This window comes from Leifsonia sp. fls2-241-R2A-40a (assembly GCF_030209575.1).
GTDB lineage: Bacteria > Actinomycetota > Actinomycetes > Actinomycetales > Microbacteriaceae > Leifsonia.
The window spans coordinates 3,525,634-3,543,766 of sequence record NZ_JARVRS010000001.1; the positions used below are offsets into that span (position 1 = coordinate 3,525,634).

Annotated in this window: 15 protein-coding genes; 1 reads left to right on the plus strand and 14 read right to left on the minus strand. The window is 69.5% G+C overall.

The window, feature by feature from the left end; translation table 11 throughout:
- Positions 1-19 precede the first annotated feature (19 nt).
- From smc to QRN40_RS17420, 6 genes are all read right to left on the minus strand, one after another.
- Positions 20-3,616 (minus strand): chromosome segregation protein SMC, encoded by a 3,597-nt coding sequence (gene smc / locus QRN40_RS17395; RefSeq protein ID WP_285117183.1) that lies wholly within the window; start codon positions 3,614-3,616, stop codon positions 20-22.
- Positions 3,617-3,791: 175 nt separating this feature from the next.
- Positions 3,792-4,505 carry an ABC transporter ATP-binding protein gene (locus QRN40_RS17400; protein WP_285117184.1) on the minus strand — a complete coding sequence of 238 codons (714 nt, stop codon included), beginning with the start codon at positions 4,503-4,505 and terminating at the stop codon, positions 3,792-3,794.
- Positions 4,492-5,403 (minus strand): ABC transporter ATP-binding protein, encoded by a 912-nt coding sequence (locus QRN40_RS17405; RefSeq protein WP_285117185.1) that lies wholly within the window; start codon positions 5,401-5,403, stop codon positions 4,492-4,494. Before QRN40_RS17405 ends, QRN40_RS17400 begins: the two co-directional genes overlap by 14 nt.
- On the minus strand, positions 5,400-6,632 hold the full coding sequence (locus QRN40_RS17410; RefSeq protein WP_285117186.1) for a branched-chain amino acid ABC transporter permease: 1,233 nt from the start codon (positions 6,630-6,632) through the stop codon (positions 5,400-5,402). The genes QRN40_RS17405 and QRN40_RS17410 overlap by 4 nt, the downstream gene beginning before the upstream one ends.
- Positions 6,629-7,636 (minus strand): branched-chain amino acid ABC transporter permease, encoded by a 1,008-nt coding sequence (locus QRN40_RS17415; RefSeq protein ID WP_285117187.1) that lies wholly within the window; start codon positions 7,634-7,636, stop codon positions 6,629-6,631. The genes QRN40_RS17410 and QRN40_RS17415 overlap by 4 nt, the downstream gene beginning before the upstream one ends.
- A gap of 116 nt (positions 7,637-7,752) precedes the next feature.
- Positions 7,753-8,859 carry a branched-chain amino acid ABC transporter substrate-binding protein gene (locus QRN40_RS17420; RefSeq protein WP_285117188.1) on the minus strand — a complete coding sequence of 369 codons (1,107 nt, stop codon included), beginning with the start codon at positions 8,857-8,859 and terminating at the stop codon, positions 7,753-7,755.
- A gap of 333 nt (positions 8,860-9,192) precedes the next feature.
- On the opposite strand from QRN40_RS17420, the gene QRN40_RS17425 reads away from it, so the two are divergent.
- The gene (locus tag QRN40_RS17425) at positions 9,193-10,254 is read left to right on the plus strand and encodes a GNAT family N-acetyltransferase (protein WP_285117190.1); all 1,062 of its coding nucleotides are present in this window, start codon (positions 9,193-9,195) and stop codon (positions 10,252-10,254) included.
- Between the two features lie 131 nt (positions 10,255-10,385).
- Here QRN40_RS17425 and mutM read toward each other — a convergent pair whose 3' ends face one another.
- From mutM to coaD, 8 genes are read right to left on the minus strand one after another with little or no spacing between them, the layout of a single operon-like run.
- The gene (gene mutM / locus QRN40_RS17430; RefSeq protein WP_285117192.1) at positions 10,386-11,315 is read right to left on the minus strand and encodes a bifunctional DNA-formamidopyrimidine glycosylase/DNA-(apurinic or apyrimidinic site) lyase; all 930 of its coding nucleotides are present in this window, start codon (positions 11,313-11,315) and stop codon (positions 10,386-10,388) included.
- Positions 11,293-12,006: a ribonuclease III gene (gene rnc, locus QRN40_RS17435; RefSeq protein WP_285117522.1), complete on the minus strand. Its 714-nt coding sequence runs from the start codon at positions 12,004-12,006 to the stop codon at positions 11,293-11,295. The genes mutM and rnc overlap by 23 nt, the downstream gene beginning before the upstream one ends.
- A 19-nt stretch (positions 12,007-12,025) precedes the next feature.
- Positions 12,026-12,229, minus strand: a complete 204-nt coding sequence (gene rpmF / locus QRN40_RS17440; protein ID WP_018190667.1) for a 50S ribosomal protein L32 — start codon at positions 12,227-12,229, stop codon at positions 12,026-12,028.
- A gap of 2 nt (positions 12,230-12,231) precedes the next feature.
- Complete coding sequence (locus tag QRN40_RS17445) at positions 12,232-12,828, minus strand: YceD family protein (protein WP_285117193.1); 597 nt, start codon at positions 12,826-12,828, stop codon at positions 12,232-12,234.
- An 11-nt stretch (positions 12,829-12,839) separates the two neighbouring features.
- On the minus strand, positions 12,840-15,107 hold the full coding sequence (locus QRN40_RS17450; protein WP_285117194.1) for a transglutaminase TgpA family protein: 2,268 nt from the start codon (positions 15,105-15,107) through the stop codon (positions 12,840-12,842).
- On the minus strand, positions 15,097-16,428 hold the full coding sequence (locus tag QRN40_RS17455) for a DUF58 domain-containing protein (protein WP_285117195.1): 1,332 nt from the start codon (positions 16,426-16,428) through the stop codon (positions 15,097-15,099). Before QRN40_RS17455 ends, QRN40_RS17450 begins: the two co-directional genes overlap by 11 nt.
- Before the next feature lies 1 nt (position 16,429).
- A complete protein-coding gene (locus QRN40_RS17460) occupies positions 16,430-17,521 on the minus strand; it encodes an AAA family ATPase (RefSeq protein WP_285117198.1) in 1,092 nt (363 codons plus the stop codon).
- A gap of 10 nt (positions 17,522-17,531) precedes the next feature.
- Positions 17,532-18,014 carry a pantetheine-phosphate adenylyltransferase gene (gene coaD, locus QRN40_RS17465; protein WP_285117200.1) on the minus strand — a complete coding sequence of 161 codons (483 nt, stop codon included), beginning with the start codon at positions 18,012-18,014 and terminating at the stop codon, positions 17,532-17,534.
- Positions 18,015-18,133: the final 119 nt, after the last annotated feature.

Genomic DNA, 18,133 nt, shown 5'->3' on the forward strand with positions numbered 1-18,133 from the left:
GATGTCACCACTCGGCGGATCAGCTCGCCCGCTCCTGCTCGTGCACCGGCTCGGGCTCCCGCTCGCGCTCCTGCGCGACGCGCTGGCCGACGACCGCGGACACGCCGTCCTGGCGCATCGAGACACCGTAGAGCGCGTCCGCGATCTCCATGGTGCGCTTCTGGTGCGTGATGACGATGAGCTGGCTGCTCTCGCGGAGGTCCTCGAAGATCGTCAGGAGCCGTCCGAGGTTGGCGTCGTCCAGGGCCGCCTCCACCTCGTCCATGATGTAGAACGGGCTGGGGCGCGCCTTGAAGATCGCGATCAGCAGCGCGACCGCAGCGAGCGACCGCTCCCCGCCGGAGAGCAGCGACAGGCGCTCGATCTTCTTGCCGGCCGGCTTGACGGACACCTCGATCCCCGTGGTCAGCAGGTCGTCCGGATTCGTCAGGCTGATGCTCCCCTGGCCGCCGGGGAAGAGGATCGGGAACACGCGCGTGAAAGCCGCCTCGGTGTCGGCGAACGCCGACTCGAAGATGGTCTGCATCCGCTCGTCGATGTCCTCGATGATGGTGAGCAGGTCTTTGCGCGTGTTGGTCAGGTCCGTCAGCTGCTCGGTGAGGAACTTGTGCCGCTGCTCCAGCGCGGCGAACTCCTCAAGCGCCAGCGGGTTCACCCGGCCGAGCTGCGCGAGCTTGCGTTCGGCTGACGCGAGCCGCTTCTGCTGCTGCTCACGGGAGAACGGGACGGTCTCGGGTTCGGTGGTTTCGTCGTCTGCCGTCGCCTCCTCTGAGGTGTCGCCGCGCGCCATATCCACCGGCACCGGCACCTCCGGCCCGTACTCGGCGACCAGGACGTCCTCGACCAGACCCAGCTCGCTGCCCGCCCGCTCCAGCAGGCTGGAGAGGTGCAGCTTCTTCTCGTAGATCTGCAGCTCGAGGCCGTGCACCGATTCGGTGATCGCCTGGAGCCGCTCGCGCACAGCGTTCTCGTCGCGGCGCAGCGTGGCGAGCTCTTCGTTCTGGCTGGCGCGCTGGGCTTCGGCGGTCGCCAGCTCCAGCCGCGCCTGCGCGACGGAGCGGTCCACGGAATCGAGCACGGCGGGCAGGGCGCTGATGACGCTCTCGGCGGAGTCGAGCTGACGGCGCCGGATCACCGCGCGCCGGGCGGCCTCCTCGGCGGCGGCTCGTTCCGCCTCCAGCCGCCGCGCGAGCGCCTCGCCGCGCGCCTGCTCGGCACGCACCCGCTCCTTGGCGGTCTCCACGGCCAGCCGGGCCTCGACCTCTGCCTCACGCGCCGCATCCAGCTCCGCCGACAGGGTGTCGCGGGCGCTGACATCCAGGATGGGACGGGGACGCGAGCGCGCCGCCTCCAGCTCCGCCTTCGCCCGATCCGCCGCCTGCTCCGCCTCTGCGACGCGTTCGGCGGCCTGCTCGAGGGATCGGCTGAGGCGGTCGAACTCCGCCTGCGAGGCCTCAAGCTGCACCTTCAGACGATTGACCTGCTCGGTCTGGGCGGCGAGTTTGGCGTCGAATTCGCGCAGCGTGGCCAGTGCGGCCTGCGACTGCTCCTTGGCGACCTGCAGCACGCCGCGCTGCTCCGCGAGGGCGAACTTCGCGCGGTCGATCAGAGACGTGACCTCGGTGAGCCGCTCCTGCGCGGCGTCCCGGTCGGCGATCAGTTCGATCCGGCTCTGCTTGGCTCCCGATCCGCCCCGGAGGACGTGCTCGCTGAGCACGTCTCCCCCGCGCGTGATGATGGTCACCGGGGCGCCGAGCCGACGAGCGGCGAAGGCGTCGAAGGCGCGCTGGGCGGCCTCCAGGTCGTCCGCGACCGCGGTGAAGGCGAGGATTCCGCGCACACCGTCCGGCGCCTCCACGACCGTGTCGGCGGGCACGACGCCCGCGACACCGGTGAGGTCGACGGATGCGGCGGGCGCGTCTCCGATCACGACCTCGACACGACCCAGGTCGTCGGCGGCGGCGTGCGTCACGGCGGCGACGGCCGAGTCGCGGTCGTCGGCGAGCACGGCGTCGGCGAGCGTACCGAGAGCGGCGGCGATCGCCGCCTCGAAGCCGGGATGCACGCGGATGTGCTCGGCGACCAGGCCGCGGACGCCGTCGAGGCGTGCGGCCACGAGCGCGGCGGAGCCGTCCTTCTGGTCGAGCGCGCGCGAGAGGGCGCTGGTGCGCGCTGCGAGGGCGTCCCGCTCCCGCTCGAGCGTGTGCAACTCCTCTCGGAGCCGCTCGATCTCGCCCTCCGCCTCGAACACGGTCGCCTGTGCGACCTCGTACGCCTCGTCGAGGTCGCCTTCGCCGACGTCTGCCGTGGCTGCCTCGGCCTCTCGCGCTGCGAAGTCGGCGCGCGCACGTTCGCGGCGTTCCGTCGCGGCGTCGAGCGCGTTCTGCTGGCGCAGGACTTCTCCGCGGACCGCGGCCAGCCGCTGCGCCGCCGCCTCCGCCTGGCCGTTGAGCTTGGAGATCTCGAGGTCGTGGCGCGAGACGAGCGCGCTCTGCGCCGCGATCTCCTCGTCCACCGCATCCAGCCGGCCGCGCGCGCTGCGGGTGGCTGCCTGCGCCGCCATCCATGTGGCCTCCGCCTCGGAGACCACAGCGCGAAGCCGCTCGACCTCGTCGTGAGCGTCCCGCACGTTCTGCGGGGTCACGCTGGGGCCCGTGTCGGGCGCGTCGCCTTGGGCGCCGAGCAGGGCGACACGCTGGTTCGCCAGCGTGTAGAGGCTGCGGAGCCGCTCCTGCACCGACTCGAGCGCGAAGGCGGTGCTGCGGGCGGAGTCCACGGCGTCGCCGCTCTGCGCCTGCTCCAGGCGGGTGCGGCGCAGCTGCTTCTGCTCGAGCTGCTCCTGCAGCACGATCTGCTCGCTATGGCGCTCCGACTCCGTTCGCCCATGGTGGTCGAGAGTCCGGCGCAGGGTAACGACCTCGCCGGCGAGCAGGCGCGCCCGCGCATCCCGCACGACAGCCGCGATCGTCTGCGCTTCGCGGGCGATCTCGGCCTGGTGGCCGAGCGGCTTCAGCTGGCGCCGTACCTCGCCTGCCAGGTCGCTGAGCCGGGTCAGGTTGGTCTGCATCGCCTCCAGCTTGCGGAGGGTCTTCTCCTTGCGGCGGCGATGCTTCAGGATGCCCGCGGCCTCCTCGATGAAGCCGCGGCGATCCTCCGGACTGGCATGGAGCACCGCGTCGAGCTGGCCCTGACCGACGATGACGTGCATCTCGCGGCCGAGGCCGGAGTCGCTCAGCAGCTCCTGCACATCCAGCAGCCGGCAGGACTGGCCGTTGATCGCGTACTCGCTTCCGCCGTTGCGGAACAGCGTGCGCGAGATGGTCACCTCGGAGTACTCGATCGGCAGCGCGCCGTCGGAGTTGTCGATGGTCAGCAGCACCTCGGCGCGCCCCAGAGGACCCCGGGTCGCGGTGCCGGCGAAGATGACGTCCTCCATCTTGCCGCCGCGGAGCGTCTTGGCGCCCTGCTCGCCCATCACCCACGCGAGCGCGTCGACCACGTTCGACTTGCCGGACCCGTTGGGCCCGACGACGCAGGTGACGCCCGGCTCGAAGGCGAAAGTCGTCGGCTGAGCGAACGACTTGAAGCCCTTCAGCGTCAGACTCTTCAAGTACACGCAGGCGAATTTACCCGACGATCAGGCCGTGGCCGCGCCGGAGCGCCGCACTCGCCTGGTTGTCGGAACGGGAGGAGTGTCGTGACGACACTCCGCCGGGACGCAGGAAAGGGAGGAGTCTGGGGCTGGAATGCCCCGAGACCCCTCCCTTCCGGAGGTGGTGGTGGAGGAGGCGTCAGGCGACGCCGAGGTACGCCTCCTTGATGGCGGGGTCGGCCAGCAGTTCACGGCCGGTGCCGGCGTGTGTGATGCTCCCGGTCTCCAACACGAAGGCCCGATGTGCGCGGGCCAGCGCCTGGTTGGCGTTCTGCTCCACCAGCAGGACGGTGGTGCCCTGCTTGTTGATCTCCGTGACGATGCTGAAGATCTGGCGGATGAACTGGGGCGCGAGACCCATCGACGGCTCGTCCAGCAGCAGCAGTCGCGGGCTCGACATGAGCGCGCGGCCGATGGCGAGCATCTGCTGCTCGCCGCCGGACATCGTGCCGCCGACCTGCGTCTTGCGCTCGGCGAGACGCGGGAACAGCGCGAACACGCGCTCGAAGTCCTCGCCCATCTTCGAGCGGTCCTTGCGGCCGAACGCCCCCATGTCGAGGTTCTCCAGCACCGTCATCCCGGGGAAGATCCCCCGGCCTTCCGGCGCCTGCGAGATGCCTCGGATGACACGGATGTGCGCCTTCATCTTGGTGATGTCCTCGCCGTCGAAGAGGATGGACCCCTTCGACGGGTTGAGGATGCCCGAGATCGTCTTCATGGTCGTGGACTTGCCGGCGCCGTTCGCCCCGATGAGGCTGACGATCTCGCCCTCCTCCACGGAGAACGACATGTCGTGGATGGCCTCGATGCGGCCGTAGGACACACTGATGTTCTTGAGCTCAAGCAACGTCATCTTCGGGCTCCCCGAGGTAGGCGGCGATCACGCGCGGGTCGTTCCGGATCTCTTCCGGGGTGGCGTCGGCGATCTTGCGCCCGAATTCCAGCACGACGATCCGGTCGGTCACACCCATGACCAGCTTCATGTCGTGTTCGATCAGCAGCACGGTGTACCCGTCGGCCCGGATGGTGCGGATGAGCTCCATGAGCTCCTCCTTCTCCGCCGGGTTGAAGCCGGCGGCCGGCTCATCCAGGCAGAGCACCTTCGGGTCGGTCGCCAGTGCGCGCGCGATCTCCAGGCGGCGCTGGTAACCGTACGGCAGCGACCGCGACAGCGATCCCGCGTGATCGGCGATGCCGACGAACTCGAGCAGGGCCATGCCGCGCTCGATCGACGACTTCTCCTCACGCGTGTGCCGCGGGAGGCGCAGCAGCGCTCCGGGCACGGAGGTTCGGTGCCGTGCATCCAGGCCGACCACCACGTTCTCCAGGGCGGTCATCTCGCCGAACAGGCGGATGTTCTGGAACGTGCGCGACAGGCCCATCCGCGTGATCTGGTGCTGCTTGCGGCCCTTGATCGTCTGGCCCTCCAGCTGGACATCGCCGCTGGTCGGCTTGTAGACGCCGGTCATGGCGTTGAAGCAGGTGGTCTTACCTGCGCCGTTCGGACCGATCAGGCCGAGGATCTCTCCCCGCTTGATGTCGAAGGTGACGTCGTCGAGGGCCGTGAGGCCGCCGAACTTCACCGTCAGGTTGCGCACCTCGACGATGTTCTGGCCGACCTCGACCGCGATCTCGCGGTCGGGCGCTGCCGCCTCGGCGACCGTCAGGTCGACGCCCGCGGCCTCCAGCTCGTCCTCGTTCGCGCCGAGGACCGGCTCCTCCTCAGGAACCGTGAATCGTGAATCCGTCATCGTGCGCCTCCCTTCGAGCCGTCTCCGTCGAGCGATCCGGAGTCGACGACGGGCGTCGCTCCGGTCTGTGTCCTGGGCCGTCCCTTGGCCGCATCGGCGACCATCCGGTAGGCGTGCCTGCCGTACGCGAGCAGCTTCTGCCGCGCCGGGAACAGGCCCTGCGAGCGGAAGATCATGATGAGCACGAGGGCGATGCCGAAGATCAGGTACTTGTAGTCGGCGATCACGGTGAAGCGCAGCGGGATGTACGCCACGATCGCACCGCCGAGCATCGCACCGACCTTGTTGCCCGCGCCGCCGAGCACGACGGCGGCGAGGAACAGGATCGAGGTCTGCACGTCGAACTTCTGGTTGTTGACGAAGCCCACCTGGCCGGCGAACAGCGCCCCGGAGAGGCCGCCGACGCCGGCGCCGATCGCGAACGCCCACACCTTGTACTTGAAGGTGGGAACGCCCATGATCTCGGCGGCGTCCTCGTCCTCGCGGATCGCGACCCAGGCGCGGCCCACGCGGCTGCGCTCCAGGTTGCCGACGAGCAGCAGGATGACGATGATCACCGTCACGGTCAGCCAGTACCAGGGCACACCGTTGGAATTGGAGAAGATCGGGATGCCGTCGGCGTTCGTGCCCGGCGGGTGGCCGACGTTCTGGAAGCCGACCTGACCCTTCATCGCGGGGATGATCGTGGCGAGGATGCGCACGATCTCTCCGAAGCCGAGGGTCACGATCGCCAGGTAGTCGCCGCGGAGGCGGAGCGTCGGCACGCCCAGGATGATGCCGAACGTCATGGTCACCGCGATGGCGACCGGGATCGTCCACAGGTACGGGATCTTGACGAACGGCGAGTCGGGGCTCGTGAGCATGGCCGCGGTGTACGACCCGACCGCGAAGAACGCGACGTAGCCGAGGTCGAGGAGGCCGGCGTAGCCGACCACGACGTTCAGGCCGACCGCGATGAGCGCGTAGACCGCCATCGAGAAGCAGGCCAGCGCCCAGTCGTTGCCCGGCGCGGTGCTGAGCGGGAAGAAGTTCAGGTACGGCAGGGCGTACGCGATGACTACCACGATGAGCAGCCACGCCCACTGCACCTGGCGGGGCAGGTTGTTCCAGCGGTCGCGAAGCTGCTGGAACGGGCCGTTGGAGCGCTTGCCGCGCGACGCCTCCAGGGCGTCGACCGCCTGCTCCTCGCGGCCGTCGGGGAGGACCCGGGGACCTTCGGTCATGCTCATGCGCGGCTCCTTCCGAGCGAGGTGCCGAGAATGCCGCTCGGCTTGATGAGCAGCACCAGGACGAGGACGACGAAGGCGACGACGTCGGTCCACTGCGAGTCACCGAGCAGGATCTGGCCGTAGTTGCCGATCACGCCGAGCAGCAGACCTCCGAGGAGGGCGCCGCGCACGTTGCCGATGCCGCCGAGGACCGCCGCGGCGAACGCCTTGACGCCGAGGATGAAGCCGCCGTTGTAGATGACGCCCGAGGGGACGAGCATCACGTAGAAGAGGGCGGCGGCGCCGGCGAGGATACCGCCGGTGATGAACGTGATCTGGATGATCCGCTCCTTGTTCACACCCATGAGGGTCGCGGTGTCCGGGTCCTGCGCGACCGCGCGGATCCCGCGGCCGGTGCGCGTGCGGCGGATGAACCAGTCGGTTCCGACCATGAGAAGGACGGAGGCGATCACGATGATCAGCTGCTGGCTGTTCACGATCGTCCCGAAGACGTCGAAGATCGGCTGCGGGATGAACATGGTCACCGCCGGCTCCGCGTTCGCGCCCCGGATCAGGAAGATCAGGTACTGGATGGTGAACGAGGCACCGATCGCCGTGATGAGGAACACGAGGCGTGGTGCGTTGCGTTTCCGCAGCGGGCGGTACGCGACGCGCTCCAGGATCCACGCGGTGACGGCCGAGGCCAGCATGCCGACGATGAGCGCCAATAAGAGGTCGCCGATGATCGCGGCGGGGCTGAGGTTGGGGGCGCTCGGTCCGAAGCCGAGTGTGGTGAGGGTGACGACGACGCCATAGGCGCCGACGATGAAGACCTCGGAGTGGGCGAAGTTGATCAGGTTCAGAACGCCGTAGACGAGCGTGTAACCGACGGCGATCAGACCGTAGACGGCGCCGAAGGTGAGTCCGTCAAAGGTGGCGCTCCAGAAGTTCTGGACCAGCGAGTTGACGTCGAAGTTGATCCAGGAACTGTCGAGGGCGGGATGGAGGACGAGGGTTTCGAGCATTCGAGCATCCAGGGTTCAGTGCCGGATCACCGTCGATCCGGCAGGCAAAGCGAGCGTAGCCGAAATGAGAGGGTGCCGCGGGCCGACGGGGCCCGCGGCACCCTTCAGGTGTCGCCTCAGCCGATGGTGCCGATCGGCACGATCTTGCCGTTGTCGACCTTGTAGCCGTAGACGGCGGGGGCCTGGAGCTCACCCGTGGAGTCCCACTTGTAGTGCTTGCTCAGGCCGTCCGCGTCGTAGTCCTTGACCCAGGCGAGGAGGTCGGCGCGGGACGTCTTGCCCTTGTCGATTCCGGCGAGGAGGACCGTGGCGGCGTCGTAGCCCTCGATCGAGTACGTGCCCGGCTCGGCGCTTGCGAGCTTCTTGTAGGCCGACTCGAAGTCGGGGATGAGCTCACCCGGGATGCAGGGGCAGGTGAAGTACGCGTTGCTGGACGCGTCGCCGGCCAGCTTGATGAACTGGTCGTCCTTCACGCCGTCAGGAGCGACGAACGTGCCCTTGTAGCCCTTGTTGACCAGCTGCTGGTCGAACGGAGCGCCCTCGGCGTAGTAGCCCGCGTAGTAGACCGCGTCCGGCTTCTTGTTGATGATCTTGGAGATCACCGCGGAGAAGTCCTTCTGGCCGGTGGTCACCTTGTCGGTGCCGACGAGCGCGTCGCCGAGCGCCTTCGAGGTCTGGGTGCCGAGGCCGATGCCGTAGTCGGAGTCGTCCTGGACCAGGTAGACCTTCTTGGCCTCCAGCTTGCCCGTGAGGAACTTGGCAGCGGCCGGACCCTGCACGGCGTCGTTGCCGAGACCGCGGAAGAAGGTCTTCCAGCCGTTCTGCGTCAGGCCCGGGTTGGTGGCCGACGGGGTGATGTGCACGAGGCCCTGCTGCTCGAAGATGTTGCCGGTGGCCTTCGACTCACCCGAGAACGGGAGGCCGACGACGCCGACGATGTCGGTCTCGTTGACGGCCTGCGTGACCGGGCCGGTGGCCTTGTTCGGGTCACCCTCGGTGTCGAACTTCTTGAAGGCGACCTGGCAGCCCTTGTTGGACTGGTTGTGCTGGTCGATGGCCAGCTGGATGCCGTTGTAGATGTTGATACCGAGCTGTGCGTTCGGGCCGGTCTCCGCGCCGACGTAGCCGATGGTCAGGCCTGCAGGACAGGTCGCCTTCCCATCGCCTGCGGGGAGCACCGCGCTCTTGGGGACATCGACCGACGTGATCGCCGGGATGTCCACCTTGGACGAGTTCCCGTTGGTGGAACCTCCTGTGGACGGCTGGTTAGCACATCCAGCCAGGAGCAGTGCGACTGACGCTGCAACAGCCGCACCGATAGTGACTTTCTTTCGTAGCATCTTCTGCCTCTCGACGTTAATCCGTCACGAACTCGCCATTTTCGCCGGTTCGTGCCACGAATATGTGTGCTGAGAATACAGGGCTCGCAACGTTTTGCAACCACGATCCAAACGCAGATTTACACGATTGAAACGAAACCGTGTCGGCGGCTTCACACCGCTGCGCGCCGCTGGATAGGCTGAACCTCCGCCCGACCGGCTCGAGGAGGTGCTGGGATGCATGTGATGCGACTGCCCGTCCCGGATGCGCTCGGCACCCGCGAGTCAGCTGCCTTCGAGGAGCTCGTCGGGGTGCTGAACGGCATCGTGGTCGACCTCTGGGGCGACGACGACTTCGTCGAAACGGCAGAGCAGGCGCTCGCCTCCTACCGTGATCAGGAGTACACGGAGCGGGTGGTGTTCGTCGCCGTCGAGGAGGGCGCGATCGTCGGGCGTGTCGAGGCGATCTTCCCGCTCGAGGAGGACTCCGAGACCGTGTCCCTGCTGGTGGATGTCGTGCCCGCGCTGCGCGGTCGCGGCATCGGCTCCGCGCTGCTGCAGAAGGGCGAGGAGCTCGCGGCGGAGGGCGGGCGCCGGGTGATCTCGACGTACACCGAGCATCCGGTACGGACGCTGGAGGGCGCCGACCGGCTGGTGCGCGCGTCGGCCGGCTCGGCGGGGCTGCCGGCGGACGCTCGCGAGGTCCGGTTCGCGCTGCGCCACGACTACACGCTCGGGCAGATCGAGCGGTCGAGCGAGCTGCACCTCCCGCTCCCGCCGGAGCGCGAAGCGGGCCTGACGATGCCGCTCAGCCACTTCCGCCTGGTGTCGTGGTGGGGCGCCGCCCCGGACGACCTGCTCGAGAAGTTCGCGTCGATGAAAGCGCGGATGGCGACCGACATCCCGCAGAGCGGCATCGCGGTCGACCCCGAGGACTGGGACGGCGAGCGGGTCCGCTCGCAGGAGCGCACGCTCGTCGCACGCGGCGAGCCGCTGCTGGTGACGGCGGCGGTGCACGAACAGACCGGCGAGATCGCGGCGTACACGGAGCTCGCCGTTCCCGCGGACGGCACCAAGGCGGAGCAGTACGACACGCTGGTGGCGCGCGCCCATCGCGGGCACCGGCTCGGTACGGCGGTCAAGCTGCGCAACATCCAGGAGCTGGGGCGGCGCGCGCCGCACATCCGCCGCATCCTGACCTGGAACGCGGACGAGAACGACCCGATGCTGGCGATCAACCGCGCATTCGGCTTCCGTCCGCACGCGCTGACCGGGCACTGGCAGAAGACGCTGGACTGAGTCCGACGCCCTCCCCCGGCACCCCGGCCCTGACACGCGGCGGAAACGGAGGAATCGACGCGCCCAGCACGGCGTGGCGAGGGGAAACGGAGGAGACGGCCCCGGATCTGAGAGGAATGTCCTCCGTTTCGCTACGCCTGGGGAGGAAGCGGCCTGGCGGCAGGCGCGCGAAGGCGCTGGCAGTGCGGGCAGAGGTGGGAGCCGCGGTTCATGAACTGCTCGCGCACGATCGGGGTGCCGCAGCGCGGGCACGGTTCGCCCTGGCGGCCGTAGGCGTTGAGGCTGTGCGAGAAGTAGCCGGAGGCGCCGTTCACGTTGACGTACTGCGCGTCGAAGCTCGTGCCGCCCTCGGCCAGTGCCTTCTCCAGCACGTGGCGCACCTCCGACAGCAGCGTGCGGACCTTCGCTCGGCTGAGCGAGTTCGCCGGCTGGGCGTAGTGGATGCGCGCAGCCCACAGCGCCTCGTCGGCGTAGATGTTGCCGATCCCGCTGATCAGCGTCTGGTCGAGCAGAGCGCGCTTGATGCCGGTGTTCTTGCGGGCGAGAGCCGCGGCGAAGCCGGCGTCGTCGAACGCCGGGTCGAGCGGGTCGCGTGCGATATGACCGACCTGGGTCGGGATGAGCGGCTCGTCGGTTCCGAGTCCGCCGTGCGCGCCGTCGGCCGTCGGCACCAGCGCATCCACCGCCATCGAGCCGAAGATGCGCTGATCGACGAAGTGGACCCACAGCTCGCCGTGTTCGGGATGCTCGATGTGCAGCCGGATACGGAGCAGCCCCGCCTCCACCGTCCCCGGCTCGCGCAGCAGGATCTGGCCGCTCATCCCGAGGTGCGCGACGATCGCCCGCCGGGGCGAGCCCGCGAGCGGGATCCACAGGAACTTGCCGCGCCGGACCGGCCCCTCCATGACCCGGCCGGTCAGCAGCGTCTCGAAGGCGCCGGCGAGCGGGTCGTGCCGTTTGAGCGAGCGCGGCTCGAAGACTTCGACGCCGAGGATGGTCGCTCCGGTCACCGCGGGGGCGAGACCGGCGCGGACGACCTCAACCTCGGGAAGCTCGGGCACGTCGTCTCGTCAGTTCCGTCCAGGCGCTGAGCGCCGCGGCCATCTCGGCCTGCTTCTTGCTCGTCCCTTCGCCGGAGGCGGTGACGAGGCCGCCGACCTCGACGGTGGCGTGGAAGGTCTTGGAGTGGTCCGGGCCCGTGTTGGTCACCGTGTAGACCGGCAGACCGGCGCCGCGGTGCGCGGCGGCCTCCTGCAGGCTCGTCTTCGGATCCATCGCGGCCCCGAAGCGCTCCGGGTCGTCGAGCAGCGGATCGATCAGCCGCAGGACGAGCGCGGTCGCGGCGTCGCCGCCCTGATCGAGATAGGTGGCGCCGATCAGCGCTTCGACCGTGTCGGCCAGGATGGACGCCTTCTCGCGCCCGCCGCTCTGGTTCTCGCCGCGGCCCAGCAGGAGGTACTCCCCCAGGCCGATGCCGCGCGCGACCTCGGCAAGCGCGACCGAACTGACCAGGCTGGCGCGTCGCTTGGCGAGCTCGCCCTCGTCGAGGTTCGGATTCTCGCGGAACAGTTTGACCGTCACCGCCTGCCCCAGGATGGAGTCGCCGAGGAACTCGAGGCGCTCGTTGTTGGGGATGCCGCCGTGTTCGTACGCGTACGAGCGATGCGTCAGCGCAAGCTCGAGAAGCTCGGGGTCGATGACGACCCCGAGCTTCTCGAGAAGTGCAGTGCGGTCAGGATTCTCTCCGACCACTGTCTTCACCGTGTGGTGATCAGACGTCGGCGACCTTGCGGCCCTTGTACTCGAGGAAGAGGGCGGTGCCCGCGCTGTCTTCGACGACCTTCGCACGGTGCGGCAGGCTGTAGGTGACCTTGCCGTTCTCGATGGTCTTGACGAGCGTGGGGACCTCGGCCTTCCACTGCGAACGACGTGCGTGGGTGTTGGCTCGCGACTGCTTCCGCTTCGGAACGGCCATGACTATCTCTCTTCTCTGCTCGGTCGGGGCGCTGCTGAGCCGGTGGGCTCGGCCTCGGTCGAAGTGTTCTCGGATTCGGTGGTGTCGGAAGCCTGGAAAGCCGCGAGCGCAGACCAGCGCGGATCGACGATCTGCGCAGGCTCACGGTCCGGTACATCCGCCAGCCTCTCCCCGGTCTCGGTGTCGAGACCCGGGCAGTCCGGCCGGCACACCGGCTGGAACGGCAGTGACAGCACCACCGCATCCCTGATCAGAGGTTCAAGATCCACGTGGTCGTCGTGAACCTCATGATCGAAAGCTTCCTCAGAAGGATACGCGAAAAGTTCTTGGAAATCGACTTGGACAGGCTGCTCGATGTCGATCAGGCAGCGTCCGCAGACGCCGACGGCGCTCGTGTCGGCCTCGGCGGTGACGAGGATTCCCTCGTGCATCGACTCGAGCCGGAGGTCGAGATCGATGGTCTCGCCCTCGGGGACGCTGATCAGACCTTCGCCCAGCTTCTCCGTCACGGGCAGGCTGATGCGCTGCTCGCGCATGGCGCCGGGATGGCGGATGAGGTCGTACACGTTCACGGCGTACGGGGAGTTCTTGGTGGTCACGAGCGACTATTTTACGCGGCTGTCCGGGGTCGTGCGGCGGAGGGCCAGCCCGCTGGCAGCAAGGACACAGGAATGAGCCACGCCTTGACGCGCAGGACCGGCCCGGCCTGGGCTTCGAGCGCGGAGACGACGGCCTCGAGATCGTCCGCGAGACCGCCCGCCCATCTTCGTGTCGGCGGCCCGTACGCGTCGCGTTCCAGCTCGCCGAGCAGGCGCATCACGGACTGCTCCGCCGGGGTGCCGGCAACGGCGGCGGCGATCCTGCCGGCGAAGACGCGCGGGGTCTCCGTGGTCGGTGCCGTCCATCCGAGGTCCCGCACTGTGTCGCGCAACTCGTCCCAGACGAGGGTCGCGCCGCCCCATTCGTCGCTCAGCTCTCGGAGCCGTCGTCGGCGCCGCATCCTGCGCCAGACCGCCGGGAGCAGCAGCACCGCCACCACCAGGAGCCCCACACCGATGCCGGTCGCGAGCGGCTGCGCGCTCGACCCGGAGGTCGGAGTCGCGGAGCCGGCCGGGTTGGCCGGATCGGTCGGGACGAGAGCGCGCGGCGCGGCACCCGAGGTGGAGGCGGAGGTGGGCGGAGGGGCCGCCGCGTCGGTCTGCGGGCGCGTGTAGTCCGGCACCGTACCGCGGCCGACCGTCGGCTCGAACGACACCCAGCCGACGCCCGCGAAGTACAGCTCGGGCCACGCGTGCAAGTCGTCGCTGGTGACCGTGTACTCCCCCGGGTTGCTCGCCGTGCCGCCGCTGGTCGCGCCGGGCAGGTAGCCCTCCGCCACGCGGGACGGGATGCCGAGCGTCCGGGCCATGAGGGCCATCGCCGAGGCGAAGTGCACGCAGTACCCGCTCTTGACCTCCAGGAACCGGGCGATCACGCGGGTGCCGTCGCCATCGAAGCCTTGCTTCAGCGGGGTCTGCGTCGAGTACACGAAGCTGTTGTCGCGGAAGTAATCCTGCAGCGCGACGGCCTTGTCGTACTCGGTCAGCGCATCCTTCGTGGCCGTCAGCGCGGTGTCCTCGATGATGGTCGGCATGTTGGGCGGCAGGAACAGGTCGCGCTGCACATCCACCGGCACGAAGCCGCCCGCGGCCTTCAGCTGGTCGGCCGTCGGCTGCAGCATCAGGCTCGTCGCGGTGTACTTCTGGCCCTGCGTCGTGGAGTTGATCCCGCCGATGGTGAGATCGTCCGGATCCCACGACCAGGTGCCGTTCAACCCCGAGACCGACTGGACCGGGGCCGGTGCGGGCAGCCAGCGGCTGGTCATGTTGTCGATCGAGACGGACGTCGTGATCTTCGTCGTCTTGACACCGGTCGAGAGGCCCGCGACCGGCCCGATCTTGGTGCCGTCGCCGAGTCGCTTGGTGTCCCGCTCCCGGTGCTTCCACACCGAGCCGGTGAACTGGTCGAGCGAGGCCAGCTTGAGATACTGCCCGCTGGCCGCCGACGTCGTGTACGTGAGCGCGCGCACGGCAGCGGGGCGGCGCAGGTCCTTGCCGAGGTCGACCAGCGGCGTGACGGTGCCGCCGATGGAGATGCCGCCGGCCGTGAAGGAGGTCGCACCGCCATGGTCGAAGCCGGGGGCCGTGCCCGCCAGGACGACCGCGATCGTGATGGCCGAGGCGCCGACCGACAGTGCGGCGCCGGGACGCGGCGTTCCCGGGCGCCGGGTGCGGACGTCGCTCCGCAGCAGCCACAGGTAGGCGGCAGCGGACGCGGCCAGGGCGATCGGGTCGAGTCCGTCGCCGAGCAGGGCGGCGGGGACGACGAGCACGGCCGCGACGCCGATGGCCGTGAAGGCGGGCAAACGGATGGCAACGGCGAGCGTGTCGAGGATCAGCGCGAGGAGACACCCTCCGCCGACGACCAGGAACAGGAACTCGGGCAGCGGATCGGCCGGCGTGCCCTGCTGGTAGATCGACAGCATGGCCTGCTGGAGGTACTGGCTCCAGCTGGCGATGGTGGCGGGCGTCGGGATGATCCCGAGCAGTCCGCTCCCGCGGCCGTAGCCGGCGGTCATGATCGCGACCGACTCCAGCAGCAGGAGGAGCGAGACCACGCCGCGCGGGATGCCGAGGCTGCGCAGCCCTGCGCCGGTCACCAGCACGGCGGCCGACGTGGCCACCAGGGCGAACCACCACCCGAAGCCCTGGATGAGACCGGACAGCGCGTAGCTCACCGCGAGCACCTGCAGCAGCATCGCGCCGGTCAGCCGCCAGTAGCCGGTCCGGCGACGGGAGGCGACGCGCGGCAGCGCGAAGGCGAGGGACTCAGTCGCCACGGGAGACCACCCCCGCCCGCTGGCGGCGCAGCGCACGCTGCCAGCACTCCGCCGGGTCGTCCCCTGCGGCGAAGGACACGCATAGCCAGCCCGCATCGGCCAGCACCTCGACCGTGTCGGCCGGGAGGGAGGCGCCGACGAACGCGACGGCGGGATCGCCCATCGACCGCAGGGCGGCCAGGGCGCCGAGCTCGGCGGGAGGCGCACCCGTCAGCACGGCGAACACCGGTACGGCGCGGCCGGCCCGGCGGAGCCCCGCTCCGAGTTCCGCCACGGCGTCGTCGCGGACGGTGGCGGATGTCTCCACCGCTGCGAGGTCGGCGAGCAGCATCCGATCGGCGCTGCCCACGTCGTACGTCGCCGTCGTCGCGCCCATGGTCCCGGTGCGTCCGGCGCCGCTCCGGCCCGACAGCTGGCGGTCGCCGGTCTCCACGACGCTCACAGCGAAGCCCTCGTCGAGCAGGTGGACGCCGATGGAGGCGACCAGGTCGATGAGCGTCTCGAACTCGTCGTCCGCCTCCTCGGTGTGCGCCGGGAGCGGGCGCGTGTCCATCAGCATCCACGCCTCGGGGTTGCTGCGCTGCTCCTCCTGCCGCACCATGAGCTGGTCGTGACGGGCGGTCGCGCGCCAGTGCACCCGCCGCAGCGGATCGCCGGGCCGGTACTCGCGCGCGATCAGCTCGTCCGCGCTCGGGATGCTGTGCCGCAGCAGCTCGTGCTCCGTGCCCTCGCTGTGCGCCACATCCAACTCGCCGCGCGACAGGGTCACGACGCGCGGGGTCACCAGGAGCTGGCGCGGCTGGCCGACGGCGTACTCGGCGTACGCGATGCCGAAGGGATCGGCGCGGCTCACGATCAGCGGGCCGACCGGATGCGCGCCGCGCCGCTCGGGGACGACATCCTGCCGCAGGACGACCGTGTCGCGCCCGAACGCGCCATCCCCCTGGTGCGCGCCCAGCCGCGGGAACGGAGCGGAGCCCTGCACGCCCACGGAGGCCGGGGCCGACTCGCGCCAGCGGGCCGCCGGGCTGGGACGCGACGACTCGTTCCGCACGGTGGTAACGATGGTGGCCTGCTCTCGTGCCGCCACCACGTCCGGGTGGAAGCTGCGGGTCACCGTCAGCCGCGGGCGGTCCACGGTCACCGAGATCATCGCCGCGAGCGGGAGCACGGTCAGGAAGACGCCGACGAACAGCACGTCGGTGCGCCCGAGCAGAGCCGATGCGACCAGGGCGACCACGCCGATCCCGCCGAGAGTCCAGCCGCGCGCGGTCGGGCGCGGCCGCTTCAGCGGGGACGAGGCGCGGCCGCGGGCGGGCACGCTAGCGACCTGTTGCGGCCGACAGGCCGGACGCGGGAGCTCCGGCCGGCGCGGCTCCGGATCCGACCGGGACGGGCGTCGAGGCGACGATCCGTCGCACGATGTCGGCGATCACCGGGGCGCTCTCATGGTGGTGGCCGAGGGCGCGGCTGGTCGGGAGGAGGCGGTGGCCGAGCACCGGGACCGCGAGCGCATCCACGTCGTCCGGGAGCACGAAGTCGCGTCCGGCGAGGGCGGCCATGGCCTTCGCCGCGCGGATCAGCTGGAGAGTCGCGCGCGGGCTGGCGCCGAGCCGCAGGTCGCGGTCCTCCCGCGTCGCGCGGACGAGATCGACGGCGTACTGCTTCACCGGGGTGGAGGCGAACACGTTCCGCGCGGTCACCATCATCGCCCGCAGGTCGTCGGAGGAGACCACCGGACGGATGCGCGAGAGCGGGCTCGAGGTGTCGCGCGTGGTCAGCATGGCCAACTCGGAGCCCTCGTCCGGGTAGCCCATCGCGATCCGTGCCATGAAGCGGTCGCGCTGCGCCTCGGGCAGCGCGTAGGTCCCCTCCATCTCGACCGGGTTCTGCGTCGCGACCACGATGAACGGAGCGGCAAGCGGATAGGTCGAGCCGTCGACGGTGACCTGGCGCTCCTCCATGCACTCCAGCAGCGCGGACTGCGTCTTCGGGCTGGCGCGGTTGATCTCGTCTCCGATCACGATGTTCGCGAAGATCGCGCCGGGCTTGAACTCGAAGCGCCGCTCCGCCTGGTTGTAGACGGAGACACCGGTCACGTCGCTGGGCAGCAGGTCGGGGGTGAACTGGATGCGGCTGACGGTGCAGTCGACCGACTTCGCCAGCGACTTGGCGAGCATCGTCTTGCCGACGCCCGGAACATCCTCGATCAGCAGGTGCCCCTCGGCGAGCAGGACCACGAGCGCGGTCTGCACCGCCTCGTGCTTGCCGTCGATGACGGACTCGACGTTGTCGGTGATCTGCTCCGCAGCGCGCCGCAGTTCGCTCAGGTCCATGCGGGGAACGGCCGCCGTCGTCTGCTCTTCGGGCGCGACGGAGGACTCGGTGGGCTGGCGCGTCGCGTAACTGTTCATGGCTCCCCGGCTAGGTGTCTTGGAGGTACTCGTGAACGGCCGCCGGGACGTACGGACTCACGTCGCCGCCGAGGGCGGACACCTGGCGGACCAGGGAGCTGGACACGTGCGCATTGGCCGGGTTGGGCAGCAGGAAGACGGTCTCGACGTCGGCGAGGTGCCGGTTGACGATCGCCATGGGCGTCTCGTAGGTGACGTCGACGGACGAGCGGATGCCCTTCACGAGCACGTGGGCGCCGACGTCGGTGCAGTAGTCGACGAGCAGCCCGACCGACCACGAGGCGATGACGATGTTGCCGACGATGCCCGCATCCTCGATCGACCGCTCCAGCAGGGCGACCCGCTGCGCGATCGGCAGGAGCGCCGACTTGTCGGGGTTGTGGACCACCACGACGTGGACCTCGTCCCAGAGACCGGCGGCACGCTCGATGACGTCGAGGTGCCCGAGGGTAACCGGGTCGAACGATCCAGGGACAACGGCGATCCTGTTCATAGACCCCCAGACTATCCCGCGATTCCCGGCATTTCGTTGTGAATCCGTTACCATCGCGTTTCGTCGGCGCGGCGCAGGGCCAGCGCTCCGCGGGGGTCGAAATTGCCTGCTCTCACCAG

Excerpts from the sequence above, each read along its gene's own strand:
- QRN40_RS17400 (WP_285117184.1), bottom strand. The coding sequence starts at position 4,505 with ATGACGTTGCTTGAGCTCAAGAACATCAGTGTGTCCTACGGCCGCATC.
- QRN40_RS17405 (WP_285117185.1), bottom strand. The coding sequence starts at position 5,403 with ATGACGGATTCACGATTCACGGTTCCTGAGGAGGAGCCGGTCCTCGGC.
- QRN40_RS17410 (WP_285117186.1), bottom strand. The coding sequence starts at position 6,632 with ATGAGCATGACCGAAGGTCCCCGGGTCCTCCCCGACGGCCGCGAGGAG.
- QRN40_RS17415 (WP_285117187.1), bottom strand. The coding sequence starts at position 7,636 with ATGCTCGAAACCCTCGTCCTCCATCCCGCCCTCGACAGTTCCTGGATC.
- QRN40_RS17425 (WP_285117190.1), top strand. The coding sequence starts at position 9,193 with ATGCATGTGATGCGACTGCCCGTCCCGGATGCGCTCGGCACCCGCGAG.
- rpmF (WP_018190667.1), bottom strand. The coding sequence starts at position 12,229 with ATGGCCGTTCCGAAGCGGAAGCAGTCGCGAGCCAACACCCACGCACGT.
- QRN40_RS17460 (WP_285117198.1), bottom strand. The coding sequence starts at position 17,521 with ATGAACAGTTACGCGACGCGCCAGCCCACCGAGTCCTCCGTCGCGCCC.
- coaD (WP_285117200.1), bottom strand. The coding sequence starts at position 18,014 with ATGAACAGGATCGCCGTTGTCCCTGGATCGTTCGACCCGGTTACCCTC.